Origin of the sequence: Eoetvoesiella sp., assembly GCF_035555955.1 — a bacterium.
Taxonomy (GTDB): domain Bacteria; phylum Pseudomonadota; class Gammaproteobacteria; order Burkholderiales; family Burkholderiaceae_B; genus Eoetvoesia.
In genome coordinates this window covers 57,324-83,352 of the sequence record NZ_DATMGA010000021.1, presented here as the reverse complement: position 1 = coordinate 83,352, position 26,029 = coordinate 57,324, and the positions used below count along the sequence as shown (strand labels likewise).

At 63.2% G+C, this 26,029-nt stretch carries 26 protein-coding genes; 9 read left to right on the top strand and 17 right to left on the bottom strand.

Annotation, left to right across the window (positions count from 1 at the left end):
- Window positions 1-4 precede the first annotated feature (4 nt).
- The gene (locus VNT00_RS06860; RefSeq protein WP_325585815.1) at window positions 5-2,407 is read right to left on the bottom strand and encodes an indolepyruvate ferredoxin oxidoreductase subunit alpha; all 2,403 of its coding nucleotides are present in this window, start codon (window positions 2,405-2,407) and stop codon (window positions 5-7) included.
- A gap of 397 nt (window positions 2,408-2,804) precedes the next feature.
- Here VNT00_RS06860 and VNT00_RS06855 point away from each other — a divergent pair, with 397 nt between their 5' ends.
- On the top strand, window positions 2,805-3,239 hold the full coding sequence (locus tag VNT00_RS06855) for a MarR family winged helix-turn-helix transcriptional regulator (RefSeq protein ID WP_325585813.1): 435 nt from the start codon (window positions 2,805-2,807) through the stop codon (window positions 3,237-3,239).
- A 95-nt stretch (window positions 3,240-3,334) separates the two neighbouring features.
- Here the strand turns inward: VNT00_RS06855 and VNT00_RS06850 are convergent, their stop codons facing one another.
- From VNT00_RS06850 to VNT00_RS06835, 4 genes are all read right to left on the bottom strand, one after another.
- Complete coding sequence (locus VNT00_RS06850) at window positions 3,335-4,423, bottom strand: FAD:protein FMN transferase (RefSeq protein WP_325585811.1); 1,089 nt, start codon at window positions 4,421-4,423, stop codon at window positions 3,335-3,337.
- Window positions 4,424-4,468: 45 nt separating this feature from the next.
- Window positions 4,469-5,269 (bottom strand): DUF4198 domain-containing protein, encoded by an 801-nt coding sequence (locus VNT00_RS06845; RefSeq protein WP_325585809.1) that lies wholly within the window; start codon window positions 5,267-5,269, stop codon window positions 4,469-4,471.
- A 130-nt stretch (window positions 5,270-5,399) separates the two neighbouring features.
- Window positions 5,400-5,912, bottom strand: a complete 513-nt coding sequence (locus VNT00_RS06840) for a DUF2271 domain-containing protein (protein WP_325585871.1) — start codon at window positions 5,910-5,912, stop codon at window positions 5,400-5,402.
- An 11-nt stretch (window positions 5,913-5,923) separates the two neighbouring features.
- Window positions 5,924-6,550, bottom strand: a complete 627-nt coding sequence (locus VNT00_RS06835; protein ID WP_325585807.1) for a PepSY-associated TM helix domain-containing protein — start codon at window positions 6,548-6,550, stop codon at window positions 5,924-5,926.
- Window positions 6,551-6,827: 277 nt separating this feature from the next.
- On the opposite strand from VNT00_RS06835, the gene rpoH reads away from it, so the two are divergent.
- Window positions 6,828-7,712 carry an RNA polymerase sigma factor RpoH gene (rpoH, locus tag VNT00_RS06830; RefSeq protein WP_325585805.1) on the top strand — a complete coding sequence of 295 codons (885 nt, stop codon included), beginning with the start codon at window positions 6,828-6,830 and terminating at the stop codon, window positions 7,710-7,712.
- Window positions 7,713-8,313: 601 nt separating this feature from the next.
- Window positions 8,314-10,854 carry a cation:proton antiporter gene (locus tag VNT00_RS06825; protein WP_325585869.1) on the top strand — a complete coding sequence of 847 codons (2,541 nt, stop codon included), beginning with the start codon at window positions 8,314-8,316 and terminating at the stop codon, window positions 10,852-10,854.
- Here the strand turns inward: VNT00_RS06825 and VNT00_RS06820 are convergent.
- The 5 genes from VNT00_RS06820 to VNT00_RS06800 all read right to left on the bottom strand — a co-directional run bounded on the left by VNT00_RS06820 (window position 10,851) and on the right by VNT00_RS06800 (window position 14,935).
- Entirely contained in the window at window positions 10,851-11,456 is a 606-nt protein-coding gene (locus VNT00_RS06820) for an SCO family protein (RefSeq protein ID WP_325585803.1), read from the bottom strand. The two genes, VNT00_RS06825 and VNT00_RS06820, sit on opposite strands and share 4 nt — an antisense overlap.
- 30 nt (window positions 11,457-11,486) lie before the next feature.
- Window positions 11,487-12,377 (bottom strand): heme o synthase, encoded by an 891-nt coding sequence (gene cyoE / locus VNT00_RS06815; RefSeq protein ID WP_325585801.1) that lies wholly within the window; start codon window positions 12,375-12,377, stop codon window positions 11,487-11,489.
- Window positions 12,374-13,387: a COX15/CtaA family protein gene (locus tag VNT00_RS06810; protein ID WP_325585799.1), complete on the bottom strand. Its 1,014-nt coding sequence runs from the start codon at window positions 13,385-13,387 to the stop codon at window positions 12,374-12,376. The genes cyoE and VNT00_RS06810 overlap by 4 nt, the downstream gene beginning before the upstream one ends.
- Window positions 13,388-13,449: 62 nt before the next feature.
- Window positions 13,450-14,082, bottom strand: a complete 633-nt coding sequence (locus tag VNT00_RS06805; protein ID WP_325585797.1) for an SCO family protein — start codon at window positions 14,080-14,082, stop codon at window positions 13,450-13,452.
- A 58-nt stretch (window positions 14,083-14,140) separates the two neighbouring features.
- Entirely contained in the window at window positions 14,141-14,935 is a 795-nt protein-coding gene (locus tag VNT00_RS06800; RefSeq protein ID WP_325585795.1) for an SURF1 family protein, read from the bottom strand.
- Between the two features lie 35 nt (window positions 14,936-14,970).
- On the opposite strand from VNT00_RS06800, the gene VNT00_RS06795 reads away from it, so the two are divergent.
- Window positions 14,971-15,180 (top strand): twin transmembrane helix small protein, encoded by a 210-nt coding sequence (locus VNT00_RS06795; protein ID WP_325585793.1) that lies wholly within the window; start codon window positions 14,971-14,973, stop codon window positions 15,178-15,180.
- Window positions 15,181-15,283: 103 nt separating this feature from the next.
- On the opposite strand, the gene VNT00_RS06790 is transcribed toward VNT00_RS06795, so the two are convergent.
- The 5 genes from VNT00_RS06790 to coxB all read right to left on the bottom strand — a co-directional run bounded on the left by VNT00_RS06790 (window position 15,284) and on the right by coxB (window position 19,426).
- Window positions 15,284-16,159, bottom strand: a complete 876-nt coding sequence (locus VNT00_RS06790) for a cytochrome c oxidase subunit 3 (protein WP_325585791.1) — start codon at window positions 16,157-16,159, stop codon at window positions 15,284-15,286.
- Window positions 16,160-16,216: 57 nt separating this feature from the next.
- Entirely contained in the window at window positions 16,217-16,441 is a 225-nt protein-coding gene (locus VNT00_RS06785) for a DUF2970 domain-containing protein (RefSeq protein ID WP_325585789.1), read from the bottom strand.
- Window positions 16,442-16,451: 10 nt separating this feature from the next.
- Entirely contained in the window at window positions 16,452-16,565 is a 114-nt protein-coding gene (locus VNT00_RS06780) for a cytochrome oxidase small assembly protein (RefSeq protein WP_325585787.1), read from the bottom strand.
- Between the two features lie 9 nt (window positions 16,566-16,574).
- A complete protein-coding gene (gene ctaD / locus VNT00_RS06775; protein ID WP_325585785.1) occupies window positions 16,575-18,176 on the bottom strand; it encodes a cytochrome c oxidase subunit I in 1,602 nt (533 codons plus the stop codon).
- An 89-nt stretch (window positions 18,177-18,265) separates the two neighbouring features.
- Window positions 18,266-19,426 carry a cytochrome c oxidase subunit II gene (coxB, locus tag VNT00_RS06770; RefSeq protein ID WP_325585784.1) on the bottom strand — a complete coding sequence of 387 codons (1,161 nt, stop codon included), beginning with the start codon at window positions 19,424-19,426 and terminating at the stop codon, window positions 18,266-18,268.
- 262 nt (window positions 19,427-19,688) lie between these two features.
- On the opposite strand from coxB, the gene VNT00_RS06765 reads away from it, so the two are divergent.
- Window positions 19,689-20,513: an NUDIX hydrolase gene (locus tag VNT00_RS06765; protein ID WP_414650899.1), complete on the top strand. Its 825-nt coding sequence runs from the start codon at window positions 19,689-19,691 to the stop codon at window positions 20,511-20,513.
- A 13-nt stretch (window positions 20,514-20,526) separates the two neighbouring features.
- Here VNT00_RS06765 and VNT00_RS06760 read toward each other — a convergent pair whose 3' ends face one another.
- Entirely contained in the window at window positions 20,527-20,754 is a 228-nt protein-coding gene (locus tag VNT00_RS06760; RefSeq protein ID WP_325585782.1) for a DUF3717 domain-containing protein, read from the bottom strand.
- A gap of 86 nt (window positions 20,755-20,840) precedes the next feature.
- Between VNT00_RS06760 and VNT00_RS06755 the strand changes: the two genes are divergently transcribed.
- The 4 genes from VNT00_RS06755 (at window position 20,841) to VNT00_RS06740 (ending at window position 25,494) form a co-directional block, all read left to right on the top strand.
- Window positions 20,841-21,545 carry a PhaM family polyhydroxyalkanoate granule multifunctional regulatory protein gene (locus tag VNT00_RS06755; protein ID WP_325585780.1) on the top strand — a complete coding sequence of 235 codons (705 nt, stop codon included), beginning with the start codon at window positions 20,841-20,843 and terminating at the stop codon, window positions 21,543-21,545.
- A 123-nt stretch (window positions 21,546-21,668) separates the two neighbouring features.
- Window positions 21,669-23,039, top strand: coding sequence for a bifunctional UDP-N-acetylglucosamine diphosphorylase/glucosamine-1-phosphate N-acetyltransferase GlmU (gene glmU, locus VNT00_RS06750; RefSeq protein WP_325585778.1), 1,371 nt, complete (start codon window positions 21,669-21,671; stop codon window positions 23,037-23,039).
- Window position 23,040: 1 nt separating this feature from the next.
- The gene (locus tag VNT00_RS06745; protein ID WP_325585777.1) at window positions 23,041-24,429 is read left to right on the top strand and encodes an MFS transporter; all 1,389 of its coding nucleotides are present in this window, start codon (window positions 23,041-23,043) and stop codon (window positions 24,427-24,429) included.
- A 6-nt stretch (window positions 24,430-24,435) separates the two neighbouring features.
- Window positions 24,436-25,494, top strand: a complete 1,059-nt coding sequence (locus VNT00_RS06740; protein WP_325585775.1) for a glycosyltransferase family 4 protein — start codon at window positions 24,436-24,438, stop codon at window positions 25,492-25,494.
- 34 nt (window positions 25,495-25,528) lie between these two features.
- On the opposite strand, the gene VNT00_RS06735 is transcribed toward VNT00_RS06740, so the two are convergent.
- Window positions 25,529-26,017: an Lrp/AsnC family transcriptional regulator gene (locus VNT00_RS06735; protein ID WP_325585773.1), complete on the bottom strand. Its 489-nt coding sequence runs from the start codon at window positions 26,015-26,017 to the stop codon at window positions 25,529-25,531.
- Window positions 26,018-26,029: the final 12 nt, after the last annotated feature.

Genomic DNA, 26,029 nt, shown 5'->3' with positions numbered 1-26,029 from the left:
TCTTTTACAAGGAGTATTGGGCTTGGCGGCTGCTGCGGCGGGCTTGCAGGAAACCGATGATGCTTTGGCGCATTTTGGCCATGAACAGGTCCCATTTGCTGGGGTTGTTGACGATGTCGGCGCGATAGAACGACGGGCACAGCACGGCCGCGTGCGCGACCTCGCCGCAGTTGCCGCAGCCCACGCAGGTGTTGTCGACGTAGGCGATGGGGTCTTCGCGCAGCGGATCGGCGCTTTCCTTGATGGTAAGCGAGGGGCAGCCCGAAAGCCGGATGCAGGCGTGGTCGCCGGTGCAGACGTCGGGGTCGACGCCGAAGCGTTCCTTGACCATGCGCTTGCCTTCCTTGACCGCCTTGTTGAACTGCGGCTTGACGCGCCGCTGCTTGTTCAGCATGCACTCGGATTGGGCGATGATGATTTTCGGGCCCTTTTCCTTGGTGGTCAGGGCGTCTTCGATGGTGGCCCGCATTTTCGTGACGTCGTAGGTGCGGTCGAGCGTGCGCACCCATTTCGCGCCCACGCCCTTGACGGCCTCCTCGATGGGGTTGTTGGTGGCGCGGCGCTTGTTGAAGGCGCGCGAGGACAGGATGTCCTGGCCGCCGGTGGCGGCGGAATAGTAGTTGTCGACGATGATGATGACGCCGTCGTATTTATTGAAGACGGCGTTGCCTATGCCCGATGCCAGGCCGTTGTGCCAGAAGCCGCCGTCGCCCATGAACGAGATGGAGCGCTTGGAGGAGGGCACGTTGAAGGCGGCCGCGCTGGCCGCGCCCAGGCCGTAGCCCATGGTGGTGGCGCCCAGGTTGAACGGCGGCAGGATGGAAAACAGATGGCAGCCGATGTCGCAGGAAATATGGTGCTGGCCCAGGGTTTCCTGCGCCAGGGTCATGGCCGCGAAAATGGGCCGTTCGGGGCAGCCCGTACAGAATCCGGGCGGACGTGGCGGCACCACGGTGGACAGGCTTTTTACCTGTTCCTGCAAGGCCAGGGCGCCGTTGCCCGAGGCCGGCGCGGCGCTGAGCTGCCCGCCGTTGACGGCCGCCTGTTCGGCTGTGGGTTCGGCCACCAGCAGTTCCGCTTCCTGTTCTTCGACCAGCGCCTCGGCGATCAGGGCCTGGGCGACGTGCGCATGGGCGGGCGCTGCCTGGGCGGAGGGCGCAGGGCGGGAAATCTCGTTGATTTCGATGGGCTTGGCCGGGGTGGCAGGGGCTTCGGCGGGCCGGACCTTGGGGGTCTTGGGCAAAGCGTAGCCGGCCGGTTCGAGCGAAGGCAGGACGTCGGGCTGATGCGCCTCCAGGAATTTTTGCAGGCTGTCGCGCACCACCGCGGTGGTGTAGTCGCCGGCCAGGGGCAGAAGGTCTTTGCCCGACAAGATGGTGTTGATTCCCGCGTGGCGCAGGATGGTGTTCATGTTCTGCTCGATGAAGTTGGGCTGGCCTTCTTCAAGAAGCAGTACGGCTTTCTTGTTTTTACAGAAGTCGATGACCTCGTCGTCGACCACCGGGTAGGTGACGTTCATCACGTACAAGGGGATGCGGCTGTTGCCGAAGTGGTCGGCCAGGCCCAGAAGCTGCAGCGCCCGGATGACGCCGTTGTACAGCCCGCCCTGCAGGATGAGGCCCAGGTCTTCCAGATCGCCGTCGAAGAACTCGTTGAGCTGGTTTTCCTTGATGAAGTTGACGGCGGCCGGCCAGCGGTTCTGGACTTTCTCGCGCTCGTGCAGGAAGGAAGCCGGCGGCAGCACGATGCGGTTGACGTCGCGCACCGGGTTGGCCATGGCTTCGGCCAGCGTGTATTGCGGGCGCTGGTTGGCCTTTGCCGTGAAGCGGCCGTGCACGTGGCAGCTGCGGATGCGCAATTGCAGGATGACTGGCGTGTTGCTGGCTTCGGAAAGCTGGAAGCCGTCTTCGACGGCCTTGACCATGCTTTCGAGATTGGGGCGCGGGTCCAGCAGCCAGAGCTGGGATTTCATGGCGAACGCGTGGGTGCGCTCTTGCATGATGGAGGAGCCTTCGCCGTAGTCTTCGCCCACGACGACCAGGGCGCCGCCGGTGACGCCGCCCGACGACAGGTTGGCCAGGGCGTCGGATGCCACGTTGGTGCCCACGGTGGATTTCCAGGTGACCGCGCCGCGTATGGGATACATGACGGAAGCCGCCAGCATGGCGGCGGCCGTGGCCTCGGAGGCGCTGGTTTCGAAGTGCACGCCGAGTTCTTCGAGAATGTCCTGGGCGTCGGCCAGCACGTCCATGAGGTTGGAAATGGGTGAGCCCTGGTAGCCGCCCACGTAGCTGACACCTGACTGCAGCAGGGCCTTGGTGACGGCCAATATGCCTTCTCCGCGGAACTCTTCGCCCGCCCCGATACGTAGTTGCTGGACTTCTTTCTTGAATGAACGCTCTGCCATGTTGGACTCCTGCCGGGCTGCTTGATTCTCGCCGTGATTCGACCCGATCCGAACGTGCGGCGATGCGCGCTCTGGACTGATTCTGGTGTGTGTCTCAAATACTTTAGGAGTGAAGCATTCCCTTGTCAATGAGAAACATGAAAATTCATATACTTTGAAAATTTAACTGATATGCCGGTCGATTGCCTATCAGGGCAAACCATTAGGAAGGCTCGGGAAAAGCCGTCGCGCGGGCCTCTTCCCGGCCTGCCCACGGCTTGTCCCGCATTGACGCATACGCGCAATTGGAATACGATTTTTTCTTCACTGTGGCGTGTCCGCACCGGCATATTGCAGTGCAGTATATTTTGGTCGTCTGCAATGCTTGCGAGTTGACGGTCGGGTCTCAGGTAGAGCAATGCAAAAAGTAGAGCAACCCCGTTTCGTACACCGCTATCTGGCTTCCGTGCTGGCCTTGGCCAGCCACCGCATTTCCGCCGAATTCCACATCGAAGTCCGCAATGCGGGGCTTACAGTCACCGAGTGGCGGGTCTTGGGCAGCCTCATCGAAGGCGAAGGGGAAACCGTGGGCGCGCTGGCCGAGCTGGCCATCACCAAGCAGCCAACATTAAGCAAGGTGCTGCCCCGCCTCGAGGCCGAAGGCCTGGTTACCCTGCAAACCGTGCGTTCCGACCGGCGGCAGACCCTGGTCACCATCACGCCCAAGGGCACCAAGCTCATTCGCGGCCTGTGCGACAGCGCCCTGCAGCATCAGCACCGCATCCTGGAAAAGCTCGACCCCGATCATGCCGATCGCCTGGTCGACATGCTGCGCGCCATCATTGCGCATTGATGGCATGACGGGGGCTGCGGGTTTCGTTCACGGCGCGTCTTGATTCGACACGGCCTTGCTTTTGATGAAACGGATGTAGCGGCTGGTTGCCGGAGCTAGCGCCCGCCCAGTATCCAGAATTCGTCGGTCCAGTCCAGGGCCAGCTCCTGGCCGCTGCGGCTCATGAACAGGGCCGGTATCTTGTGCCGGCGCGCGTGCGCCAGTCCTTTTTCCAGGTCCAGGCACAGCAGGGCGGTGGCCAGGCCGTCGGCCACCATGCATTGCGCGTGCAAGACGCTGACCGATTCCAGGGCCTGCCGCAAGGGATGGCCGGTGCGTGGATCCAGCGTGTGCGCATAGCGCCGCCCATGGTGGTGGAAGCAGCGGCGGTAGTCGCCCGACGTGGCGATGGCGCAATCCGTGAGGGTCAGGGGGAAGCTCGACGAGGCGTGGCCGGGCGTCTCGATATCCAGGGCCCATTGCGCGCCTTGTGGATTCCGGCCCCTGGCTTTCAGTTCGCCGCCCAGCTCCACCAGGTAGTGCTCGGTGCCGTGCTCGTCCAGCACGCGGGCGATTTCATCCGCGCCGTAGCCCTTGGCAATGGACGACAGGTCGAATTGCAGGCCGCCGGGCTGCCAGACGCCTCGCAGCGGCTCGTTCAGGGCGGTGCGGCGCCAGCCGGCCGAGGATAGCGCGGCGACGACTTCCGCTTGCGCGGGAGGTTCCTGCACAGGGCCTTTCGGTCCGAAACCCCATAGATCGGTCAGCCGCCCCATGGTTGGGTCGTAGGCGCCGTCCGATTGTTCGGCGATCTGCAGGGCGCGCTGCAAGACGTGGAAGAATTCCGCCGGTATTTGATACCAGCCCGGCTCGGCCCGGTTCAACATGCTGATCACGCTGTCCGGTTCCCAGGTGCTCATTTGATCGACGACGCGATCCAGCGCGGCCTGGATGGCCTGCTGCAGCGGCAGGCCATGATTTTCGGCAGGCCTGCCGCCCGGCCCCTCGTCGGCGTCTGGCCCACCGGCGCCGGGGGCGCCGTTTTCGTGCGCCGCTTCGCGCGGGATAGCGTACTGGACCGTCCAGGTCGTGCCCATGCTCTCGCCCCGCAATTGCGCGTAGACGCCGGCGCGGCCATGGAGACGGGGCCGGAGATCTGGAGTGGAGGAAACCGCCCGGTCTGCGGTGTCGTCTGGCCGGTTCATGTTTCCGCCGCCTTCAGGGGTGTGGCCGCCGCGCGCCTCGATGGCTTATTGCGGCAGGACTTCCAGCGTGGCCGAATACAGCAGGGAGCGCTTGCTGGCCTGGGGCACCGATGTCTTTTGGTCCTGGCTGGAGATATGCAGCCAGTATTGGCCGGGCTGCGGCCATTTCACTTCGAACTCGCCCTTGTCGTTGGTAGTGAGCTTGATGGTGTTCAGCGTGTCGCGGTAGCGGCTGCCGCCTGGCACGATCTCGACGGGAATCTGGGCGGCGGGCTTGCCATCGATGGTGGCGATGAACTTGGCGTGTTCGCCGGAGAACAGATCGTTGGGGTGGGTGACGGGAATCAGGCTGATGCCTTTGTCGATCTTGCCGATGGCGGTGGGCTTGCCCTTGGTGACGAAGGTCTCGACGCGGCTCACGCGTTCCTGCACTTCGAGCCCCTCGGCCTTGGCCGGCACCTTCTTGGCGAGGTCGGCGGCCGGGCCGAACCAGCGCTTCATCTTTCCGTCTTCCTTCCAGCGTGCCGTGGCGCCGTCGCTGGCGATGGCGATGCGGTAGGTGCCGTCCGTGGTCAGGTGGACGTCGAAGCCGCTGCGCAGTTCGCCGCTGAATTTGTTTTCCGCTTCGACCTGCTTGCCGTCGGGGCCGGTGATCTGCAGGGCGCTCAGGTTCATGGGCCGGTGGTTGAAGTAGAACTTGTCGTTGCCGACGGCCGCGTCCACGGTGACCCAGCCTTCGTCGCCCGACAAGACGGTGGCGGAGGGAACGATCCAGATATCGTGGGCTTGCGTGGCGGCGGGCAAAAGAAAGGCCAGGGCCAGTAGTGGGGTGGCGAAACGTTTCATGACGCGGATCTCCAAAAAAACATGGAAGGCGACGGGCTTGCCCGTGGCCGGGTGTTGAGCGGCGGCTCCCGGAAGAGCCAGAATGGAATGGTTACGGCCCGATCCTGGCGGCGCCAGGGTTGCGGGCTGCCTACGGAGCTACCTTGATCTCGACGGCGCCCAGTTCGTGCTGGCCCTGGACGGTTTGCGTATCGGCCTTGGCGGGTGGCCAGGCCAGGGGCAGGCGCAGCAGTTCGCGTCCGCCTTTTTCGCGCGCCGCCTCGATCGACAGTTCGTAGTTGCCGGCGGGCAGCCCGGCCAACTGCTTGCTGTCGACGCGTATGGTTTGAACCCCCGCCGCGCGGGTGGCGCCGCTTACCCCGTCGGCCGGCGCACCCTGGCTGCGCCCGCTGACCCGCCACCATTGGCGCAGGTCCTTGAGGTACTTCTTGCCTTCTTCGTTCTTGGTGTTCTTTTGTTCGTACCAGACGGCGATGTCGCGCACGGTTTTCTTGTCGGCGCTTTCCAGCCAGACCGCCAGGTAGGGGCGATGGTATTCGGTGGCGTCGATGCGCGGAATGGTGACCTGGATGGTCATTTCCGCGGCCTGGGCGCCGGCGCCGGAAATGCCGGCCAGGGCGCATGCGAGAGTGGTCTTGAGCAGGTGTTTCATGGTTAGTGGCTAAAAAGTATCAGCAGGACGGCGGGAAAGACCAGGCCCAGGCCCACCATGGGCCAGGTCGAGATCCGGTTCTTGGAATGCAACTTCAGCAGCAGCAGGCCGGTCAGTCCGAAAATCAGGCAGGCCACCGCGAAAATATCGATGAACCAGCTCCAGACCACGCCGGTGTCCCGGCCCTTGTGCAGATCGTTCAGGTAGGCGATCCAGCCGCGGCTGCTGTGCTCGTATTCGACTTCGCCGCTGGCCCGGTCGATGGAAAGCCAGGCGTCGCCGCCGGGCTCGGGCAGCGATACGTAGACTTCGTCGGCCGAGAACTCGGCCGGCCGGCCATGTATGCGGATGCCCAGTTGCTGGTCGAGCCAGGTTTCGGCAGTGGCGGGCAGCTTGCCCTTTTTGGCCGAGGCCGGCGGCGGCAGTTCCTGCAGCAGGTTCTGGGGCATGGTGGCGTGGCGGGTGATGACCGAAGGCGCGCTTTCGAACAGGGCAGCGTTGTTCAGGGTAAGGCCGGTGGCCGCGAACAGGATCAGCCCGATCAGACTCAAGGCGGAGCTCATCCAGTGCCATTGATGCAGGGTTTTAAGCCAATAAGTACGGCGGCGAACTGAAGGCGAGGGCTTCATACGGGGTTGCAAAATAAGGTAGGGGCGGTGCTGGTGCGCGGGTGTAAAGAGCCGGTTGGGTTGGCCGTGGCAAAAAACCGCTTAATTCTACATGAAATGGGAATTATTATCAGCTAGAGCCTCGCGCGGACCTTTCCGGAGAAACAATTTAAATAATTGAAATCCGGGCTGTTTTCAGAACTTTTTCCCTATGGGGCAGTCATAAAATTAGCACTCTCGGCAACAGAGTGCTAATATCTGATAACGTGGTTTTTCTTTCTAAGGATCGCCCAAAACGATGACATCCAGTTCGCATTCCCTGGCCTTGTCCAATACGGCCTTGACAGCGGCCATTGCAAACCCTGGCGCGCTTGGCACCATCGAAGCCTACATAAGCGCCGTCCATCGCCTGCCCGTTCTCACGCACCAGCAAGAAATCGAGCTGGGCAAAAAAGTGCGCGACGACACCGACCTCGACGCGGCGCGCCAGCTTATTCTTTCGCACCTGCGGCTGGTGGTTTCCATCGCCCGTCAATACCTGGGCTATGGCCTGCCGCATGCCGACCTCATCCAGGAAGGCAATGTGGGCCTCATGAAGGCCGTCAAGCGCTTCGACCCCGATCGCGGCGTGCGCCTCGTCTCGTTTGCCGTGCACTGGATCAAGGCCGAAATCCACGAATACGTGGTGCGCAACTGGCGCATGGTCAAGGTAGCCACCACCAAGGCGCAGCGCAAGCTGTTCTTCAATCTGCGCCGCATGCGCCCCGACGGTTCCGCGCTCAATCCCGAGCAGATCCAGGAAATCGCCGCCGAGCTCAATGTTCGGCCTGAAGACGTCAGCGAAATGGAAGTGCGCATGTCCGGCCACGAAATGGCCCTGGAAAGCCCGCACGACGACGAAGACGCATTTGCGCCCATCGCCTACCTGTCCGACGACGCGCAAGAGCCCACCCAGGTGCTCGAGCGCCGGTTCCACGACGATCAGCAGGGTGCCGGCCTGGCCGATGCCCTGCAGGTCCTGGATCCGCGCTCGCGCCGCATCATCGAAGCGCGCTGGCTGCAGGACGAGGGCGGCGCCACGCTGCACGAACTGGCCGCCGAATTCGGCGTTTCGGCCGAACGCGTCCGCCAGATCGAAGCGGCCGCGCTCAAGAAAATGCGCCAATCCCTGGCCGCGGCCTGATCGCCGCCCCAGGGGCGGCTCGCGGCCGGTTTTGTGCTTTACAACTAAATACAAATTCCCGTAAAAATTGCCGAACTTATTGTCCGGCGGCGACACTAATCATCATGAGCAATATGACTGGTACCTGCTTCTGGCTCGTATCTGTTGTTCATTCGTCCGCTTCTGCTTCTCCTCAATCCCCTCCCTTTTGAAGCGGATGTTTATGGGACACCAGCACGGTGTCCCATTTTTTATGCGCCGCCGCTTTGCGCCGTGCGGGTCGCCCCAAGGTAAAAAGCCCCCTCGGGGGCAGCAAGCCGCTCGCGCGGCGCAGCGAGGGGGCACCTTTTATGCGTCGCGCACCTTGCGCTACACATTCGGCTGTAGCGGCGCCACGTTTCTCCTGTCTATTATCTGAATCCGGAAAGAAAAAAAGCGTATCCTACGCGAACGGGCGCCGGCAGCACGGGCGGAGGAAGCCGTTCGCCGCCACGCTCCCGGCAGGCGGCCAGGCCGGTTCGGGCATCCATGCCGAATCGGCCTCGTGCTTCGCGATGGCGGGCGTTCCGCCTCTCCTGCCGCGGCAAAACGTGTTCATACCATTTCGAGGGTGTCGTTGACGATGGATGTGGGGTTTCTGGTTTTCGGGGTGGCGGTGCTTCTGGCGCTGGTGTGTTTCATGCCGGCCCTGGCCGGCCGCCTGAGCCTGCCGTACTCGGTGCTGCTGGCCATCGTCGGCATCGTCCTGGGCGTGATCATCCATGTGCACGACTGGATGCCCAGAGTGCTGTCGGGCATTTTCAACGTGCTGCAGCACTTCGAGGTTTCCTCGGAGACCATCATCTACGTTTTCCTGCCCATACTCTTGTTCGAAACCTCGCTGGCCACCAATGTGCGGCGTTTGCTCGACGACATCGGTCCCATTCTCATGATGGCCATCGTGGCCGTGGTGGTGTGCACCGTGGCCGTGGGGTTCTCGCTTAGCGCGGCGTCCGACTACGGCCTGGTGGTGTGCCTGATGCTGGGCGCCATCGTGGCCACCACCGATCCGGCCGCGGTGGTCGGCATGTTCCGCGAGGTGGGGGCGCCCAAGCGCCTGACCACCCTGGTCGAAGGCGAATCGCTGTTCAACGACGCGGCATCCATTTCCCTGTATTCGGTGCTGCTTACCATGCTGTACAGCGGCAGTACCGACGTTTCGGTGCAGTCCATTTTTTCCAGCTTCCTGTACAGCTTCCTGTTCGGCGGCCTGGCGGGATTCCTGATCGGACGCCTGGCGTGCTGGTTGTTCATCCTGCTGCGGGGCTGGCCCATGTCCGAGGTCACCCTGACCGTGGCGGTGGCCTATCTGACTTTCTTCATCACCGAGCATTATTTCGGAGCATCGGGCGTGGTTGCCACCGTCATTGCCGGCCTGGTCGTCGGGTCGTCCGGCCGCACGCGCATGTCGCCCACCACGTTCGAGCAGCTCGAGCATTCGTGGTCGCAGTTCGGGTTCTGGGCCAATTCGCTGATCTTCCTGTTTGCCGCCATGTTGATCCCGCGCATGATGACCGACGTGACCTGGGTGGAAATCCTGCTGGTGGCGCTGCTGTTCGTGGTCACGCTGGCCGCGCGCGCCGTCATGGTCTTCGGCGTGCTGCCGCTGCTGGGACGGATGGGGCTCAGCACCAAGGTCAGCCGCTCCTATCGGGCGGCCATGTGGTGGGGCGGCTTGCGGGGCGCGGTGTCGCTGGCTCTGGCGCTGGCGGTCACCGAGCAGCAGCACGTGCCCTACGAAGCCCGCCAGTTCATTGCGGTGGCGACGACCAGCTTCGTCCTGCTGACGCTTTTCATCAACGGCGTGTCGCTGCGTCCGCTTATTCGCAAGCTGCGCCTGAACCAGCTTTCCCCCATCGAGCGCACCATCCGCAACCAGGCGCTCATCGTCGCTCTCGAAGATCTACAGGAAAAAACCGACGAAATCGCCCAGAATGAGCATATCGGCGCCGAGGCCCAGACCCGCATCCGTTCGGTCTTCAACACTACCCTGGCCAGCGCCAACGATGGCCAGGTGCGGCAGTTGACGCAGGACGAAAAGGTGGCGGTGGGCCTGGCCATCGTGGCGTCGCGCGAAGAGGAAATGTTCTTCGAAATGCTCAAGGCCCAGATCGTGGATTGGCGCATTGCCGAGAACGTGCTGGCGCGCGCCGAGCGCATGAGCGATGCCGTGCGCGCCGGGGGGCTGGCCGGCTTCGAGGCGGCCATCGAGGCCGACATGCGCTATTCCATGGCGTTCAGGCTGGCCTTGCGCCTGAATTACGCCTTCGGCTTCCAAAGCTGGCTGGCCAACGAAATCGCCAAGCGTTTCATGAGCCTTCGGACTAAACGCTCCGAAGCCCAGCATTTGCTGGCGTTCGCCCGCAAAGAGCTGCCCCCCATGCTGGGCAACGAAGCCACCGACATCATCGTGCAGGCGCATCAGCGCAGGCTCAAGCGCCTGGACAGCGCGCTGCAGACGCTGAACCTCCAGTATCCTTCGTTCGCCCTGTGGCTGCAGGAATCGTATCTGGGGCGCATGGCCCGCTCCATGGAGCGCATGCGCTATCGCGACATGCTGTCGCAGTTCCTGATCAGCGGCGAGGTGTACGCCGACCTGCTCAAGCAAATAGACCAGCGCTGGGTCTACGTCGAACAGCGGCCGGCCATCGACATCGCCATGAGCGCCGACGACCTCATCAAGCGCGTGCCCTTGTTCGAGGGCATGTCGCCCGACACCCTGCATGCCATCGGCAAGCTGCTCAAGCCCAGGCTGGTGGTGCCGGGGCAAGAGGTCAGCATGCAAGCGGGGCGGACGCGGGCCATGTACTTCGTGGCCTCGGGGGCGGTAGTCATCGTCCTGCCAGACCAAACCACCATCGAGCTTGGCAGCGGCGAGTTCTTCGGCGAAGTCGCCTTGATCAAGGGCATGGAATTCGAGGCCCGTGTCACATCGCTGGGGTATAGCCAACTGCTCATGCTGCAGGAACGCGATTTCAACCAGTTGCTGGAACGCGACCCGCAATTGCGGGAAAAAATCGAAGCGGTCGCCAAGCAGCGCATGCGCGCGCTGGAAGTCTGGAAGCAGTTCCAGTCGGGTGAGCGCCAGCACGAGCCGTTGCCCGACCTGTCGAGCCCGAATTAAAGCAGTTGCTGGATGTCGTGGGCGATGACGCCGGCCTGCGCATTGCCCGGCAGCAGTATGCGGGCCTCGCCGCTTTTGTCCATGATGTAGAACGACGAGCTGTGATCCATGCCGTAGTCCTGCGGCGTGGGGCCCGGCGACTTGGCGTAGTAGGCCCGGAACGATTTGGCCGTTTTGGCCAGTTGCTCGGGCGAGCCGCTAAGGCCGATGAAGCCGGGGTTGAAGGCGCTGGCGTAGCGCTGCATGACTTCGGGCGTATCGCGCTGCGGGTCGACTGTGATCATGATGACCTGGACCTGGTCGGCGTCTTTTTTCAGCAGGCTCATGGCCTGGGCCAACTGTGCCATGGCTGTGGGGCAGACGTCGGGGCAGTGGGTGTAGCCGAAGAAAATGACGGCGATCTTGTTCTTGTAGTCGGCCAGGGTGCGCACCTGGCCGCTGGCGTCCACCATGGCCAAGTCGCTGCCCAGATGGGTGCCGGTAATGTCGCTGCCTTGGATAGCCAGCTTTTTGGGCTTGTCGTTGCAGCCCGCCAAGGCCAGGGTGGCGGCGGCCATCGCCGCGCCCAGCAGCACGCGTCGCTTAGGTTCGAACGGAAGCATTCGGGGTTTTTCCAATAGTCGGCAAGAAAATTAAATAAGCGTTATCCAGTGATCCACCAGCAAGGCCCCGAACAGCAGCGACAGATACAGGATGGAGTAATGGAACAGCTTGCGGGCCAGCTCGTCGCTGTAGTCTTGATACAAGCGCCACGAATACCACACGAACAGCCCGCTTAGCACGACGGCCGCCGCCAGGTAGGGAAAGCCGCTCATGCGCACCATGAAGGGCAATAGCGTGGCCGCGAACAGCACCAGGCTGTACAGCAGCACGAACAGCAGCGTGAACTTCTTGCCGTGCGTGACGGGCAGCATGGGCAGGCCGGATTTTTCGTAATCGTGGTTGCGATACAGCGCCAGGGCCCAGAAGTGCGGCGGCGTCCAGATAAAGATAATGAGCACAAGCACCCAGGCTTCGGCCGGGACGGCGTTGGCAATGGCCGCCCAGCCCAGGGCCGGGGGCATGGCGCCCGAAAGGCCGCCGATGACGATGTTCTGCGGGGTAAGGGGCTTGAGGATGATGGTGTAGATGACGGCATAGCCGATGAAGGTGGCGAACGTGAGCCACATGGTCAGCGGATTGACCCAGTTGTACAGCACCAGCATGCCCAGGCCGCCCAGCACGCCCGAGAACAGCAGCACCTGGATGTTGGAAATGGTGCCGCGCGCCGTGGCCCGCCGGGCCGTGCGCAGCATTTTGGCGTCGATTTCCTGCTCGATGAGGCAGTTGATGGCGAAAGCCGCCGCCGCCAGCAGCCAGATGCCCAGGGTGCCGGCCACTACCAATCGCATATTGGGCAGCCCCGGCGCGGCCAGGAACATGCCGATGACGGCGCAGAATACGGCCAGTTGCGTGACGCGAGGCTTGGTCAGCACCAGATACTGGCGCAGAAGACTGGATTGAGGGACGGAGGCGGTAGTCATGCGGCTATTTTAGAACTATTGGAGCGCGCAATGCGAACCAATAGCGTGACGGTGATCAAAACCAGGCCGGCCGCCCCGCCGTTGTGCAGCACGGCGATAAGCAGGGGCCACTGGAAGAATATGGTGGTCAGACCCGTGAACAACTGGGCCAGCAACAGCGCCAGGAGCAAGGTTGCCGGGGCTTTCAGGCCGGGCTCGGCGCGCAGCTTGAAGCCCAGTACACCCATGTAGATGAATACGATAAAGGCGAAATTCCGGTGTGTCCAGTGTATGGCGGTCAGGGCGTATTGGGAAATCGCCTCGCCCGAGGGCAGCAGGCCCAGCCCGCGAATCAGCGAATACCCGCTGTGGAAGTCCATGGGGGGCAGCCATTCGCCGTGGCAGGTGGGAAAGTCCAGGCAGGCCAGCGCCGCGTAATTGGTGCTGACCCATCCGCCCAGCGCAATCTGCACGAACAGCAGCACCAGGCCGGCCGCGGCCCAGGGCAGCATGGAGCGCGCGGCGGGGGTGATGGGGGGGTGTTCTTTTTCGCGGGCGGCAAGCCAGGTCATCAGCGCGAGCAGGCCGATGCCGCACAGCAGGTGGGTGGTGACGATGATGGGCATCAGCCGGTGCGTCACGGTCCAGGCCCCGAAAGCGCCCTGTACGCAGACCGCCAGCAGGGTAAAGGTGGCGAGCCGGGGCGTGTTGCGCAGTATGCCGCGATAGCGCCATGCCATGTACACGATGGCGATGATCAGCATTCCCAGCAGCGTGCCGGCGTAGCGGTGGATCATCTCGATCCAGGCCTTGGAGAAGCTGACGGCGCCGTAGGGCATGGCCTGCAGGGCCTGCTCGATATGGTTCACGGCGCCCAATGGGCTGGCCTTGCCATAGCAGCCGGGCCAGTCCGGGCAGCCCAGCCCGGAGTCGGTCAGGCGCACGAATGCGCCGAACATGATGAGATCCAGCGTAAGAAACCAGGTGAAGAATACGAGCTTGCGATAGCGGGTTTTGATGCGGTCAACCATGATCGAGCGGGCCCAGGGCCTGTTAATGCTTATTAATCCGAATTTGAATGCACGAACAGGCCCTAGCCTATGTGCGAGTTCTTGAGCAGCTTGCGAATGTCGTCGCGCACCGAGATGGGGTCGGCATCGGGGGGGTATTGCATCATCAGGTTGCCCAGCGGGTCGATGATCCACATGGGCTTGGCCAGTTCGGCGCCGGCATCCTGGGCCGTTGCCTTCGGGGCGAAGTAGGCGGCAAGTTTGGCCGGGTCGCCGCGCAGGATGATGGTGCCCTTGTAGGCGTTGCGGATTTCATCGGCAATAGGGCCGTCGTCGGTCACCAGCCAGACGCGGGTCAGGCGCTCTACGTCCTTGCCCTGGCTGGCGTGCGAATTGCGCAGGACGAACAGCTTGGTAACGCACTCCTTGGGGCAGGCGGACTGGTCGGCGCTGAGCAGTATCCATTTTCCGTCCAGGCTGCGCAGATCGAAAGGCTTGCCGTCCAGCGTCTTCAGGCCCAGGGCGTCGGCGGCCGGAAGGCTGCGCTGGGGGTTGATCAGATGGCCGTAGTTGTTGGTGCCGTTGGGCCGCAGGCCCAGGGCCGGCACGTAATAGGCCAGCAGGGCCAGAATTACGGGAGCCAGGCAAATCGCCAATATCCAGATCAGGGGCGAAATGGAGCGGGGTTTGGATGGGGCGGCGGTTGGGGTGTTCACTGCGGGCTGTCCTTGGGGTTCTCGGGTTGGTTTCGGCGTGAGGGGCTGGATGGAGGCTTCATACGGGCTGCCGGCGCCGGCGCAATGCGCGCCAGGCGACGACCAGCCAGGCAATGGCGGCAATGCCGGCAAAGCTGAACCATTGCAGCGCGTAGCCGCGGTTCTGGGCCGAATCCGTGGAGGGCAAAGGCCATTCTTGCACAAAAGGCGCGGCGCCGGCTGTTGCCTGGCCGCTGCCCGCCGTTTGCTCTAGAACCGCCGGCAGCAATTTTAAGCTGGTTATGCGGCTCAAGTCCTGGAGGGCCAGGTTCTGCACCTTGGGAGGCGCGCCATCGGGGCCCGGCAGCTTGGCGGGCAGCGCGCTGGCGCTCTTGCCGCTGAACGACCAAAGCTCGAACATGCGGGGCACGTGACTGACAAGCTGGCCCCGCACATCCTGCTCGCCCCCGGGGCGAGGCAAGGCGGGCAGGCTGGTCCCCGGAAGTATGGGGCGGGGCAGCCAGCCGCGCAGCACCAGCACGGCCGTGCGGCTGGGGGCGTCGATAAGCAGGGGGGTGGCTACCCAGTAGCCCGGGCGGCCCTTGTAATTGCGGTTGTCCAGGAGTACGGTGAAGTCGTGCAGCCAGACGCCATGAGCGGCGGCAGGGCGCCATTGAACCAGGTCGCCGGCTGCGGTGCGGGTGTCGAGCTGCAGCGGCGCGGCCTTGCGTCCGGCTTCGATGGCCTGCATGATGGCGTCGCGTTGGGCGCCCCGGCGCAATTGCCAGTTTCCCAGCGCGGTGCATACCGCCGCCACGATGGCAAGCAATATAAGCGAAACCAGGGTTCGAAGCGTCGAGTGCGATTTGGCCATGTCTGCAATAATTCGGGTTTTACCGGAGAGTGTTAATGCGTATCATCGTTATCCTGGCGTTTCTGGGCATACTGGGCAGCCTGGCGTCGGCCCTTGTGTACCTGATGCGCGACCAGGGCAAAAGCAACCGGACGGTCAATGCGCTGACCTGGCGGGTAGGGCTGTCGATTGCCCTGTTCCTGTTTGTCTTGTTCGCCCACTACATGGGCTGGATTCAAAGCACGGGCCTGGTTCAGCAGCCTTAGGGCGGCGGACGGCGGCCAGAAAAAAAGGCCGGCAAGGCCAGCCTTTTTAGTCGTTGCCTGAACCGATTCCGGCGCAATGCCCGAACCGGCCGTGGTGAAAAGCTTAAAACCAATAGACGAACAAGTATAAACCCAGCCACACCACGTCGACAAAGTGCCAGTACCAGGCCGCACCCTCGAAGCCGAAGTGGTGGTCGGCGGTGAAGTGCCCCTTGATAAGGCGCACCAGGATGACGGTAAGCATGGTGGCGCCCAGAATGACGTGGAAGCCGTGGAAGCCCGTGAGCATGTAGAACAGCGAACCGAATGCGCCCGAATTGAAGCGCAGGTGCAGTTCGGTGTAGGCGTGGTGGTATTCGTAGGCCTGGCAACCCACGAAACAGAAGCCCAGGATCACCGTAAGCGCCAGCCAGAAGATGGTTTTGGCGCGATGGTTGGCGCGCAGCGCATGGTGGGCGATGGTAAGGGTCAGGCCCGAGGAAAGCAGCAGCGCGGTATTGATGGTGGGCAGCCAGAACGGGCCGACCGACTCGAACGGGGCGATGGTGCCTGCGGGTCCGAGATTTGGCCAGGTGCCCGAGAAGTTGGGCCACAGCAGCGTGCGGTGATCCAGGTTGCTTAGCCAGGGCGTCGTGACTTCGCGGGTGTACCACAGCGAGCCGAAGAACGCGGCAAAGAACATGACTTCCGAGAAGATGAACCAGGCCATGCTCCAGCGGTACGAGTGATCGACCCGGCGGCTGTTCATGCCGCCTTCCGATTCGCGGATGGCGTCGCCGAACCAGCCGAACAGCACCACGATGAGGGCCAGGATGCCGACCAGGAAAATCCAGTGGCCAAGGTAATGCTCGTTGATCCACAATGCGGCGCCGATGCCCATCAAAAGCATGGCGAAGCTGGCGCGAACCGGGTGCGCCGAATCGGCTGGCACGTAGTAGTAGGGTGCCTCGCTGCCGTGAACCGAGTGACTTGCACTCATGTTGATCTCCTGAAACGAATTATTGAACTGACTATACGATACTGAAAGAGTAAGCCGTTAGACCGCGTGGCCGATGAACCAGCGGGCAACCATGATGAGGGCCAGCACGAAAACCAGGGTGGCGATGAGCGCGGCGATGATGAGATGCACGGGATTCAGGCTGGAGATGTCCTGCTGATAATCCTTGCCCTTGCGCACGCCCAGAAACCCCCACGCCACTGCCTTGAGTGTCTGGAAGAAATTGAGCTTGCGCTGCGCAAGTTGACGGATGTCGTCGCTCATGGAAACCTGCCTAGCTGGTAAGAATGGCGCTGCCGCGCACGAAAGACCAAGCCAGGATCGCAATGACGATTGCGGCCAGGATGAGTCCGGTGTTGCGGTTGCGGCGGCGTTGCTCGGGTGTCATGGGCTTAGTTTACTTTACTGTGGGCGGCGTCACGAAGGTGTGGAACGGAGCCGGGGAGGGCACCGTCCATTCCAGGCCTTCAGCGCCTTCCCAGGGTTTGGCGGGGGCGATCTCGCCGCGGCCCGAGTAGGCCTTCAGCACGACATAGACGAACAGCAGTTGCGACAGGCCGAACCAGAAGGCGCCGATGGTGGCCACCTGGTGGAAGTCGGTGAATTGCGCCGCGTAGTCGGCATAGCGTCGAGGCATGCCGGCCAGGCCCAGGAAGTGCATGGGGAAGAAGGTGACGTTGAACGAGATCATGGTCGACCAGAAGTGCCATTTGCCCAGGCGCTCGTCGTACATGCGGCCCGTCCATTTGGGCAGCCAGTAGTAGGCACCGCCGAACAGCGCGAACAGCGAGCCGGCCACCAGCACGTAGTGGAAGTGCGCCACCACGTAGTAGGTGTCGTGCACCGCGATGTCGATGGGGGCGACGGCCACGATCAGGCCGGTGAAGCCGCCGATGGTGAACACGAAGATGAACCCGATGGCGAACAGCATGGGGGTTTCGAACGTGAGCGAACCGCGCCACATGGTGGCCACCCAGTTGAAGATCTTCACGCCCGTGGGAATGGAGATGAGCATGGTGGCGTACATGAAGTACAACTGGCCGGTGACGGGCATGCCGGTGGAGAACATGTGGTGGGCCCAGACCAGGAAGGACAGGATGGCGATGGCGGCCACGGCGTAAACCATGGACGAATAGCCGAACAGGCGCTTGCGGGCGAAGGCGGGAACGATGGCCGAGACAATGCCGAACGCCGGCAGAATCATGATGTAGACCTCGGGGTGCCCGAAGAACCAGAACACGTGCTGGAACAGGACGGGGTCGCCGCCGCCGGCCGCATTGAAGAACGTGGTGCCGAAGTGGCGGTCGGTCAGCAGCATGGTGACGGCCGCGGCCAGAACGGGCATGACCGCGATGAGCAGGTAGGCGGTAATGAGCCAGCACCAGCAGAACAGCGACATCTTCATCATGGTCAGGCCGGGAGCGCGCATGTTCAGGATGGTGACGATGATGTTGATCGCGCCCATGATGGACGAAGCGCCCAGGACGTGCACGCCGAAGATGGCGAAGTCCATGCCGATGCCCATTTGCAGGGACAGCGGCGCGTACATGGTCCAGCCCGCAGCGTTGGCGCCGCCGGGCACGAAGAACGATGCCGTGAACAGGATGGCGCCGACGGGCAGCAGCCAGAAGCTGAAGTTGTTCATGCGGGCGAACGCCATGTCGGAGGCGCCGATCTGCAGCGGAACCATCCAGTTGGCAAAGCCCACGAAGGCCGGCATGATGGCCCCGAAGATCATGATGAGGCCGTGCATGGTGGTGAACTGGTTGAACAGTTCAGGCTGGAAGAACTGCAGGCCGGGCTCAAAGAGCTCGGTGCGCAGCAGCAAGGCCAGCGTGCCGCCTTCGAACAGCATGAACAGCGAGAAGATGAGGTACATCGTCCCGATGTCTTTGTGATTGGTGGCGAACAGCCAGCGGCGCCAACCGTGCGGCATGGCGTGGGCGTGGTCATCGTGTCCTTGGCTGGCAGGGACGTGATCGGCAGTAATACTGCTCATGATGGACTCCTTCCTACTTGACCGGGGCGGCGCCTGCGGCGCCCCTCCGACAAAAACTTGTGAATTTTTCTATGCGCGCATGGGCCGGCTTAGCGCAAGGCCGTGACGTTGGATGGCTGGACGACAGGGTCGGGACCTTTGCCGGCATTGCTCCAGGCATTGCGGGTATAGGTGATGACCGAGGCGATCTCGACGTCGTTCAGCTGATCGCGCCAGGCGGCCATGGCAGTGCCGGGATGGCCGTTCAACACGGTAAGGATTTGGCCCTTCATGGGGGCAAGCACGAACTTCGCGTCGCCATCGAGGGCGGGGAAGGTGCCGGGCAGCCCTTTGCCGTTGGCCTGGTGGCAGGCCACGCAGTTGCTGGCGAATACCTTTTCGCCGCGGGCCATCAGGTCTTGCTTGGTCCAGGTTTTCGTGGGGTCGTCGGCGGCGCTGGCAAGCGCCTTTTTCTGTTCGGCGGCCCATTTTTCGAAGTCGGCCTGAGAAACGACCTTGACGACGATGGGCATGAAAGCGTGGTCTTTGCCGCAGAGCTCGGCGCATTGGCCGCGGTAGGTGCCGGTTTTTTCGGCGCGGAACCAGGTGTCGCGCAGGAAGCCGGGAATGGCGTCTTGCTTGACGCCCAGCTCGGGGACGAACCAGGCGTGGATGACGTCGGCGGCGGTCAGCACGATGCGGACTTTCTTGTTGACGGGAACGACCAGTTCCTTGTTGACTTCCATCAGGTAGAACTGATCGCGCGGGGCTTTGCCCATGATCTGTTCACGCGGGGTGGACAAGGTGGAAAGGAAGTGGACGCCGCTGGCGGGGCCGTCGATGTACTCGTAGCCCCACTGCCATTGATAGCCGGTGACCTTGATGGTCAGGTCGGAACTGGAGGTGTCTTTCATGGCCACGACGGTGCGGGTGGCCGGCAGGGCCATGGCGATGACGATGATGAAGGGGATGATGGTCCAGGCGACTTCGATGCCCATGTGCTCGTGGAACTTGGACGGAACCGGGTGCCGCGACTTGCGGTGCATGACGATGGAATACAGCATTACCCCGAACACACCAACGAAAATGATGGTACAGATAATGAGCATCATCCAGTGCAGCCACATGATGTCATGTGCAATCGGCGTAACCCCCTCGTGGAGATTGAGCTGATTGACCCTGGGGCCTCCAGGCATATCTTTTAACTGTGCACCGGCGGCGCTTGCAAAGAGCAATGAGCCAGTCCCCAGCACCCCTCTCAACTTCTTCATGCTGACCTCGAAATACGGTGTGCTTTCACCAAATGTTGACTTGAATCAAGCATCGTTCAAGAAGCCTTTGGGGAATGCACATATGATTGGATGGCAGGCTGTAAACTAACGAACGCCTCAAACTGCCTGCTCGATTTAATGACTACGAGACGGCAGAATTATAGCGAACATGCCGCTATAGTGGGTTAATAACTATTCTGCCGGCTAAAGTGTTTTAGTATACGTCAGGCGGGTGCGCATGCTTTTAATCTACAATTGCGCCATGAAGCCAGCCCTAGCTCCATCGTTGATGCTCGCCATTGACAAGCGTTATCAACAACTTATAAAGCGCACTCAGAATCTCCCGCCTTTGGGGTCCCGTCCCCTTACCGTGGCGGGGCGCGTGTCGGGCTGGATCACGGCCAAGGCCACGCGCGCCCTGGGCGGCCAGCCTGGCGTCGTCATCGAACCCGAGGCTGTGCATGTCTGCGCCGATCCGGCCTTGCGTCTTTCGCTGAACAAAGTTCTGGAAAACGCGGCGCATGTGCTGCGCGATGCGGGCTGCCTGCGCGGCTGGCGCGGCGAACTGCTCGACGTCATCGGCGAGGGCCGCCGCCTGGGCGTCATCGAACGGGCCGCGCTGCGTCCTTTGGGCCTGTTGACCACGGCCGTGCATTTCAATGCCTGGACCCTCGAGGGGCATTTATGGATAGCGCGGCGCGCGCAAAGCAAGTCCACTGACCCCGGCATGTGGGACACCCTGGCCGGCGGCCTGTCGGCCGCGGGCGAAAGTCACGACGATTCCTTGTTGCGCGAGAGCAACGAAGAAGCGGGCCTGCAGCCCGCCGACATGGCCCGCCGCACGCCGCTGCGCACGATACTGCGCATGCACAGGCGCCTGCCCGAAGGGTATCAGGTCGAGGACGTGCTGGTCAGCGAGTGCGTGCTGGACAGCGCCGTCGTGCCTAGCAACCAGGACGGCGAGGTCAGCGAGATTTGCGCCATGCCGATCGAGCGGGTGTGGGAGCTGGCCTGCGACGGGCAGTTCACCCTGGAGGCCGAACTGGTGGTGCTGGATTGCCTGCGCCAGAACCACGCCGCGGCCTGAGCCGACTTGCCGCTTACGAGCCGGCCTGCGCCCGATGCCACTCGGCCAGCGCCTCCAGGGCGCCGGGCGAGAGCTCGTGCTGTTCGATGGCGGGCCGGGCATTGAAGATCATCAGCGCATAAGGTTCGGCCAGCGCGCTTGCCGGAGCGCACAGGCAAAGCGCCTCGCCTTGCGAGGGCAGGCGTGCGCGCCAATAGTTGATGGCGGCTTCCAGGTCGGCCAGCGTGTACGAGTTTTGCATGATGAATTAGACGATGGGGCGTGGTTCAGTTTAAGCTTACACCATCGGCTGCGTGCACTTGTTTAACCCGAACCCCAGGAGCCAGCATGACTACGCAAAACACCAATCCCTTCGTCTTGCCCGGTTTTGGTCAGGCGGGCGAACTGGGGCAGAATCCGCTGCTTGCCAGCATGGAAATGATGCGCCAGGCCTGGCAGGGCCTGTCCAGCTCCGGCGCCCTCACTGGCGCCGGCATTGCCGCCGCGCCCATGAGCCTCGAAGACCTGGATCGCCGGATCTCCGAAATGCGCGCCGTCGAAAACTGGCTGCACATGAGCCTTTCCATGCTTACCAGCACCATCCAGGGCCTCGAGGTGCAGCGCGCCACCATTGCCACCCTCAAGTCTTTCGCGGTCGTGCCGCATGCCGAAGACGCGGCCGAAGGCCCTTCGCCGCTGGAAGTCGTGCTGGGCCTGAAGCCGTCGGGCCAGGCCAAGATCAAGTCCGTGCACGAAAATGCCGGCCCCTCCTCCGGCGCGGCGGCAGGGGCGTCCGGGGCGGAGCAGGGCCAAGGCTGGTGGAACCTGCTGCAAAACCAGTTCAACACATTGGCGGCCGCAACCTTGCAAAGCGCCGAGGCCGTGCAGGCTGCCGCCGCGCCGCTGGCCGAGCAGGCCGCCGCCGTGGCCAAGAGCGCCGGCAATATGGGGCAGGCTGCCGTAAAATCGCCCGCTGCGAAGCCGGCCAGGCCGGCATCGGCCCGCAAGACGGCGCCGCGCAAACGCGCCGCCGCCAAGCCGCGTTCTTCGTAAAGCCGAATTGCCGGGCGCGCGCCGCATGCCTCGTACGTATGCCGTATATATATTAGGCGGCGCTTGCCGTACAGTGCGCATGGCGCCGCCGCGGTTTCCTTTTCTTTTTATTTGACGAGTCGAATGCTGAACATAGTGATTTTGGCCGCTGGCCTGGGCAAGCGCATGCAATCCGATCTGCCCAAGGTGCTGCACCCCATCGCGGGCAAGCCCATGCTGGCCCATGTCCTGGACAACGCCCGGCCGCTGGATCCCGACCGCGTGGTGGTGGTCGTGGGGCATGGCGCCGAGCGCGTGCAGGGGGCTTTCGCCCACCATGACGGCGTGCAGTTCGTCCTGCAAAGCCCGCAGCAGGGCACCGGCCATGCCGTGCAGCAGGCCGTGCCGCAATTGCTCGAAGACGGGCGCGACGACGCCACGCTGGTGCTGTATGGCGACGTGCCCATGGTGCAGCCCCAAACGCTTACCCGGCTGCTGCAGGCGCGCGCCGGCGGCATGGCGGTGCTTACCGAAACGCTGGCCGACCCCAGCGGCTACGGACGCATCGTGCGCAATGCGCAGGGCCAGGTCGTGCGCATCGTCGAGCACAAAGACGCCAGCGATGCCGAGCGAGCCATCGCCGAGGTCAATACCGGCATCCTGGTCGCGCCCACGGCGCGGCTCAAGGACTGGCTGTCGCGCATCGACAATCAGAACGCCCAGGGCGAATATTATCTGACCGACGTGGTGGGCCTGGCGGTACAGGACGGCGTGCCCGTCAATGCGGCCCAGGCCGACGAGGGCTGGGAAACCCTGGGCGTCAACAGCCGGGTGCAGCAGGCCCAGCTCGAACGCATCTGGCAGGGCGAACTGGCGCGCCGGCAGCTTGAACAGGGCGTGACGCTGGCCGATCCGGCCCGCTTCGATTTGCGCGGAACGCTGGAGTGCGGGCGCGATGTGTTCATCGACGCCGGCTGCGTGTTCGAAGGCCGGGTGGTCCTGGCCGACGGGGTGCGCATCGGCCCGCATTGCGTCGTGCGCGACGCGCGCATCGGCGCCGGCACGCACATCGAGGCCTTCAGCCATATCCAGGACGCCGTGGTGGGCGAATACGCCCGCATCGGGCCTTACGCGCGCTTGCGTCCGGGGGCCGACATCGGCGACCAGGCCCATGTGGGCAATTTCGTCGAAATCAAAAAAAGCAGCCTGGGCGAAGGCTCCAAGGCCAATCACCTGGCCTATATCGGCGATGCGCATGTGGGCGCGCGCGTCAATATCGGCGCCGGCACCATTACCTGCAACTACGACGGCGTCAACAAATTCCAAACCACCATCGAGGACGATGCGTTCATTGGTTCCGACTCCCAATTGGTCGCGCCGGTCACCGTCGGCCGGGGCGCAACCCTGGGCGCGGGCACCACGCTTACCAAGGATGCGCCGGCCGGGCAACTGACCATTTCTCGCACTGCCCAGAAAACCATAGCCGGATGGCAGCGTCCCGTTAAGAAAAAATAACGTGCAAACACCTTCGCCCAGCCCCAGCACGCAACCGCTGCCCGATGGGCTGGAGGCCCCCAGGCGGCATTGGGCGGTCACCACCTTGATGCTGGTGCTGACGGTGGTCTGCCTGGACGCCACCATGGTCAATGTGGCCTTGCCGGCCATGGCCGCCGACCTGCACGTTTCGCCCAGCCGGATCATGTGGGTCATGATCGCCTACAGCCTGGCGGTGGTCGTTTCGCTGCTGCCGTTCGCCTCCATTGCCGAGCGCATCGGGTTTCGCCGTGTGTTCACGGTTGGCCTGAGCGTATTCACGCTGGCGGCCCTGGCTTGCGCCTTTGCGCCGTCGTTTCCGGTGTTGCTGACGGCGCGGGTCGTGCAGGGGTTTGGGTCTTCCATGCTGATGGCCCTTTTCGGCGGCCTGGTGCGCAACATTTATCCCATGAACAAAATGGGCTTCGGCATCAGCCTCAATGCGCTGATGGTGGGGCTCATGGCGGTGCTGGGGCCCACCGTGGGCGCCTTCATCCTGCAGATCGCCTCGTGGCCATGGCTGTTTGTGTTCTACATGCCCATGTGCGTTGCGTCGTATTTCGGCATCCGCTTCCTGCCCGATCTGCCGCGCTCCAGGCATCGCTTCGATTGGTGGGCCTGCCTGCTGAGCGTGCTGGTGTTCGGCTTGTTCATCATCGGCCTGGACATGCTGGCCACCGCGCTTTGGGACGCCTTGCTGTGCATCGTGGTGGCGTCGTTGGCCACGGTGGCGCTGGTCCGGCGTTCGCGCGACCAGACAGCGCCCCTGGTGCCTTTGGACCTGCTGCGCATAACGCCGGTGGCCTATGCCGTGGCGGCGTCGTTCTGCTTGTACGCCTCGTCCATGGCGGCTTTCGTGGCCTTGCCCTTTTATTTCCTGAACGTCCTGGGGCACAGCTATGCGGAAATCGGCATGCTGCTGGGGGCGTGGTCGGTGGGTGTGGCGGGCATGGCCCCCATTGCGGGCCGGCTGTCCGACAAGTACAAGGTTGCGGTCTTGTGCGGCATTGGCGCCGCCGGCATGACGGCGGCGCTGGCATGGGTGGCGGTGCTGCCCGTGGATGCCGGCTTTGCGCTGGTTTGCGCCGTCATGCTGCTGGGCGGCGTGGGATTCGGACTTTTCCAAAGCCCCAACAATCGGGCTATGCTGATAGGGGCGCCGCGCAAACGCAGCGGCGCCGCGGGCGGGCTGCAGGCCACGACGCGCGTTTTCGGGCAAAGTTTCGGAACGGCGCTTACCGCCCTGGCGTTTCATATCAGCACAGAGCACGGCGCCATGCTGGGCCTGGTGGTGGCAATCGTATGCTCGCTGGGGGCGCTGGTTTTGAACGTCGTGCGTTATTTCAGCCCCACACCCGATTTGGAGTTGTAGAGCGCAATGCGTATCTTGCAATTGAACATCGAGCGCGGCTGGCGCGGCGGCGAACGCCAGACCCTGCTCAGCATGCAGCAATTTCGCGCGGCGGGCCACAGCGTCGAGCTGGTGGCGCGCAAGGGCGAGGCATTGGCCAGGGCCGCCGCCAACGATGGCTTTGCCGTGCACGAAGTGGGCGGCGTGGCGGGGCTGGCCTGGTTCCTGTTGCGCTCTGGCCGGCGCTTCGGCATTCTGCACGCCCAAACCGCCAATACTTTGACATGGCTGGCCTTGCTTAAGGCCTGGGTGCGGCGTCCGGTGGTGTTCACCCGGCGCACGGCGTTTCCGCTTTCCGCCGAGCGCTTGCGCAAGACCCTCTGGAAGTGGCGCAAGGCCGACGCTTTTGTCGCCATCAGCGAGGCGGCCGCTGCGCAGCCGCGCAGCGCGGGCCTGCCGGTTACGCTGATCCACAGCGCCGTAGTGCAGCGCCCCATCGATTTGCAGCATGCCCAGCGGTTTGCGGAACAGTATGCGCTGCGCGGCAAGCGTCTGGTGGCCACTGCAGCCGCCCTGACATCCGAAAAAGACCCGTGCACGCTGGTTCGCGCCATCGACATATTGCGCCGGACGCGCGACGACTGCCTTTTCCTGCATCTTGGCGCCGACGGCGATGCCGGCGCGCAGGCCCGGCAATTGGTAAGCGAACTGGGCCTGGAAGCGCACTATGTATTCGCGGGCTTCCAGGATCGCGTCGAAGATCTGTACCGGCTCATGGATGTCTTTGTGCTCAGCTCGCGCGAAGAAGCGCTGGGTAGCAGCGTTCTGGATGCCTTCCTGTATTCGGTGCCGGTGGTGGCGACCGATGCCGGCGGCCTGCCCGAGCTGCTGGCCGACGGGCGCGGCTTGCAGTGCAAGGTGGGCGATGCGCAAGGCCTGGCCGATGCGGTGACTCGGGTTCTGGACGATGCCGACCTGCGCGAAAGCCTGGTCACGCATGCCCACGACTACGTATTGCGCGAACACGACGCGGCCCGCATGGCGCAGCGCTATCTGCAAGTGTATGAGAGTCTGGGCGTGTCGTAATGCGGCATGCAATCTGTAAGTAATTTCGGGGCGATCATATGGCCACGATGGTGCGTGTTTCGAACTTGGAGCGGTGCACGGAAAAAAATGTGCGTACATTGCGCACGTTCGCCTTCGAGGTGAACACGCGGTGGGCCATCTCGTGATAGGCGGGCATGTCCGCAAGCTGCGCAATAAGCACGAAGTCGGGCCCCGGCGATACGCGGTAGCACTGCAGGATGGCGGGCTCGTTGGCCACGCCGGCTTCGAATTCGTCCAGATGTTCGGCGGTTTGCACGTCCAGCGTGATTTCGATGATGGCGGTCAGCGCGCTGCCCACTCTGGCCGGGTTAAGAATGGCCACCTGCTTTTCGATGATGCCTTCCTCGACAAGGCGCCGCACGCGCCGCAGGCTGGTGGGCGTGGAAGCATGCACGCGCTGCGCCAGTTCCAGGTTGGTCAGCGAGCAGTCGGCCTGCAATTGATCCAGGATGCGGCGATCCAGGTCGTCCAGGGCGATAGGGGGCTGTTGCGGCGTGGTCATGTGCGGTTGAGT

Excerpts from the sequence above, each read along its gene's own strand:
- VNT00_RS06860 (WP_325585815.1), bottom strand. The coding sequence starts at position 2,407 with ATGGCAGAGCGTTCATTCAAGAAAGAAGTCCAGCAACTACGTATCGGG.
- VNT00_RS06855 (WP_325585813.1), top strand. The coding sequence starts at position 2,805 with ATGCAAAAAGTAGAGCAACCCCGTTTCGTACACCGCTATCTGGCTTCC.
- VNT00_RS06850 (WP_325585811.1), bottom strand. The coding sequence starts at position 4,423 with ATGAACCGGCCAGACGACACCGCAGACCGGGCGGTTTCCTCCACTCCA.
- VNT00_RS06845 (WP_325585809.1), bottom strand. The coding sequence starts at position 5,269 with ATGAAACGTTTCGCCACCCCACTACTGGCCCTGGCCTTTCTTTTGCCC.
- VNT00_RS06835 (WP_325585807.1), bottom strand. The coding sequence starts at position 6,550 with ATGAAGCCCTCGCCTTCAGTTCGCCGCCGTACTTATTGGCTTAAAACC.
- rpoH (WP_325585805.1), top strand. The coding sequence starts at position 6,828 with ATGACATCCAGTTCGCATTCCCTGGCCTTGTCCAATACGGCCTTGACA.
- VNT00_RS06825 (WP_325585869.1), top strand. The coding sequence starts at position 8,314 with ATGGATGTGGGGTTTCTGGTTTTCGGGGTGGCGGTGCTTCTGGCGCTG.
- VNT00_RS06820 (WP_325585803.1), bottom strand. The coding sequence starts at position 11,456 with ATGCTTCCGTTCGAACCTAAGCGACGCGTGCTGCTGGGCGCGGCGATG.
- cyoE (WP_325585801.1), bottom strand. The coding sequence starts at position 12,377 with ATGACTACCGCCTCCGTCCCTCAATCCAGTCTTCTGCGCCAGTATCTG.
- VNT00_RS06810 (WP_325585799.1), bottom strand. The coding sequence starts at position 13,387 with ATGGTTGACCGCATCAAAACCCGCTATCGCAAGCTCGTATTCTTCACC.
- VNT00_RS06800 (WP_325585795.1), bottom strand. The coding sequence starts at position 14,935 with ATGGCCAAATCGCACTCGACGCTTCGAACCCTGGTTTCGCTTATATTG.
- VNT00_RS06795 (WP_325585793.1), top strand. The coding sequence starts at position 14,971 with ATGCGTATCATCGTTATCCTGGCGTTTCTGGGCATACTGGGCAGCCTG.
- VNT00_RS06790 (WP_325585791.1), bottom strand. The coding sequence starts at position 16,159 with ATGAGTGCAAGTCACTCGGTTCACGGCAGCGAGGCACCCTACTACTAC.
- VNT00_RS06785 (WP_325585789.1), bottom strand. The coding sequence starts at position 16,441 with ATGAGCGACGACATCCGTCAACTTGCGCAGCGCAAGCTCAATTTCTTC.
- VNT00_RS06780 (WP_325585787.1), bottom strand. The coding sequence starts at position 16,565 with ATGACACCCGAGCAACGCCGCCGCAACCGCAACACCGGACTCATCCTG.
- ctaD (WP_325585785.1), bottom strand. The coding sequence starts at position 18,176 with ATGAGCAGTATTACTGCCGATCACGTCCCTGCCAGCCAAGGACACGAT.
- coxB (WP_325585784.1), bottom strand. The coding sequence starts at position 19,426 with ATGAAGAAGTTGAGAGGGGTGCTGGGGACTGGCTCATTGCTCTTTGCA.
- VNT00_RS06765 (WP_414650899.1), top strand. The coding sequence starts at position 19,689 with ATGAAGCCAGCCCTAGCTCCATCGTTGATGCTCGCCATTGACAAGCGT.
- VNT00_RS06760 (WP_325585782.1), bottom strand. The coding sequence starts at position 20,754 with ATGCAAAACTCGTACACGCTGGCCGACCTGGAAGCCGCCATCAACTAT.
- VNT00_RS06755 (WP_325585780.1), top strand. The coding sequence starts at position 20,841 with ATGACTACGCAAAACACCAATCCCTTCGTCTTGCCCGGTTTTGGTCAG.
- glmU (WP_325585778.1), top strand. The coding sequence starts at position 21,669 with ATGCTGAACATAGTGATTTTGGCCGCTGGCCTGGGCAAGCGCATGCAA.
- VNT00_RS06740 (WP_325585775.1), top strand. The coding sequence starts at position 24,436 with ATGCGTATCTTGCAATTGAACATCGAGCGCGGCTGGCGCGGCGGCGAA.
- VNT00_RS06735 (WP_325585773.1), bottom strand. The coding sequence starts at position 26,017 with ATGACCACGCCGCAACAGCCCCCTATCGCCCTGGACGACCTGGATCGC.